This window comes from Mucilaginibacter antarcticus, from assembly GCF_042686155.1.
Classification (GTDB): domain Bacteria; phylum Bacteroidota; class Bacteroidia; order Sphingobacteriales; family Sphingobacteriaceae; genus Mucilaginibacter; species Mucilaginibacter antarcticus.
The window spans coordinates 1-2,051 of record NZ_JBHUON010000045.1 but is presented as its reverse complement, the minus strand read 5'-3'; the positions used below and the strand labels follow the sequence as shown (position 1 = coordinate 2,051).

Sequence of the window (2,051 nt, the reverse complement as noted above, 5' to 3'; positions counted from 1 at the left end):
GTCAACCCGACCATGCATATGGATCACAAAGCAGGTGATAAGCTGTATGTGGACTTTGCAGGGCAAAAGCTTAGCATTACCGATAAGGAGACCGGCGAGATCATTACCGTTGAGGTATTTGTAGCGATACTCGGAGCTAGCCAGCTTACTTATGTAGAAGCGATAGGCAGCCAGCAAAAGGAGGACTTTATTACGGCCTGTGAGAATACGCTGCATTATATTGGTGGCGTTCCTGATGCCATTGTACCGGATAACCTGAAAGCTGCCGTGACCAAAAGCAGCCGTTTTGAACCCACGTTAAACGAAACATTCGCTGACTTTGCAGATCATTACGGTACCACCATACTACCAGCCCGGGCGTTCCGCCCTCGCGATAAAGCATTGGTAGAAGGTGCGGTCAAGATCATGTATACCCGGATCTATGCCCCCTTAAGAAAAGTAGTTTACCATTCGTTAAAGGATCTGAATGAAGCCATAAGAGTGGTGCTCGAAGAGCACAACAACCGGTTCCTGCAAGGCAGGAACTATAGCCGAAGGCAGCAGTTCGATGAGATAGAGCGGGAGGTGCTCAACCCTTTACCTGTTCTGCGTTACGAGCTTAAAAAGCAGTTCCATGCTACCGTGATGAAGAACGGCTATGTATGCCTTGGACCGGATAAACATTATTACAGCGTCCCTTATCGGTTTATCGGCAGGAAGATCAAGCTGCTATATTCCAGTTCTTCGGTGGAAGCCTTTTATCATTATGAGCGTATTGCCATACATAAACGCACAAGGGGGCTATATCTTTATACAACCGAGAAAGACCATCTGGCTTCCACTCATCAGTTCGTGGCCGACTGGTCAAAAGATAAGTTCCTGGGCTGGGCCTCATCCATACACGAGGATGTCAGGCTTTATATCCATAATATATTCGACCGTAAACAACACCCCGAGCAGGCTTATAAGTCCTGCCTGGGCATCCTTGGCTTCTCCCGAAAAGTGGGTAATGAACGCCTGATCATGGCCTGCAGAAGAGGGCTTCACTATGGCGTTTATAACTACAAGACCATTCATATGATCCTGGAAAAGAAGATGGATCAGTATGAGGAAAGCTTGTTCGCAGATGAACTGCCTATGCCCAGCCATGATAATATCAGAGGCGAAGACTATTACAAATAACCTTTTAAATAACCAATGGAATGAACACAAACACGTTAGACAAAATGCGGAAGCTCAAGTTCTTCGGCATGTACCATGCTTTTCAAAGCACCCTGGAAACAGGTAAAACAGAGGATTATACAGCAGATGAGCTACTGGCGCACCTGGTGGATGCAGAGTGGGATGACCGCCATAACAGGCGTATCGAGCGGCAGATCTATTACGCCAAGTTCCGCTACAAAGCCTCTGTAGAGGATGTTCACTATCATGCCGACCGGAGCATTGATCGCAACCAGATCATGCGCCTGGCGGACTGTACGTTCATTGAGCGTAATGAGAACCTGCTGATCACCGGCAGCACAGGCATCGGTAAAAGCTATATCGCTTCTGCTATCGGATATCAGGCCTGCACACTGGGCTACAGGGTCTTTTATGCCAGTACACCTAAGTTATTCTCCAAGCTCAAAATGGCGAAGGCCGATGGTTCGTATCTCAAAGAGGTTGCGAAGATCGAGCGGCAAGAACTACTGATATTGGATGACTTCGGTATACAGCCTTTTGATGCGCAAAGCAGGGCTGCGCTAATGGAGATCATTGAAGACCGGCATGGAAAGACCTCGCTGATCATTACATCTCAGCTACCTGTAAGTAAATGGTATGATGTGATCGGTGAAAAGACAATTGCTGATGCTATACTGGACCGGATCGTACATAGTGCGCACCGTATCGAACTGAAGGGGGAATCAATGAGAAAGAAACGAAGAACTGATGATAAAGAGGTCAGTTACCAATAACCACTTTTAATAACTAACTTTGAAAACGTTTTTACAGCTCTCGCTGCTATCGTTCGCCAGCTAATTGCATGGTCACTTTGCCACGGAATCAGGTGGTCAACATCCCCGGAATATCAA

At 47.0% G+C, this 2,051-nt stretch carries 2 protein-coding genes; both read left to right on the top strand.

All coding sequences use genetic code 11. The features are described 5' to 3' along the window. The coding region (gene istA / locus ACFSYC_RS19555; protein WP_377130557.1) for an IS21 family transposase at positions 1 to 1,161 on the top strand (1,161 nt) is incomplete at its 5' end. A 20-nt stretch (positions 1,162 to 1,181) separates the two neighbouring features. Further along, positions 1,182 to 1,934, top strand: a complete 753-nt coding sequence (gene istB, locus ACFSYC_RS19550) for an IS21-like element helper ATPase IstB (protein WP_354431475.1) — start codon at positions 1,182 to 1,184, stop codon at positions 1,932 to 1,934. Positions 1,935 to 2,051: the final 117 nt, after the last annotated feature.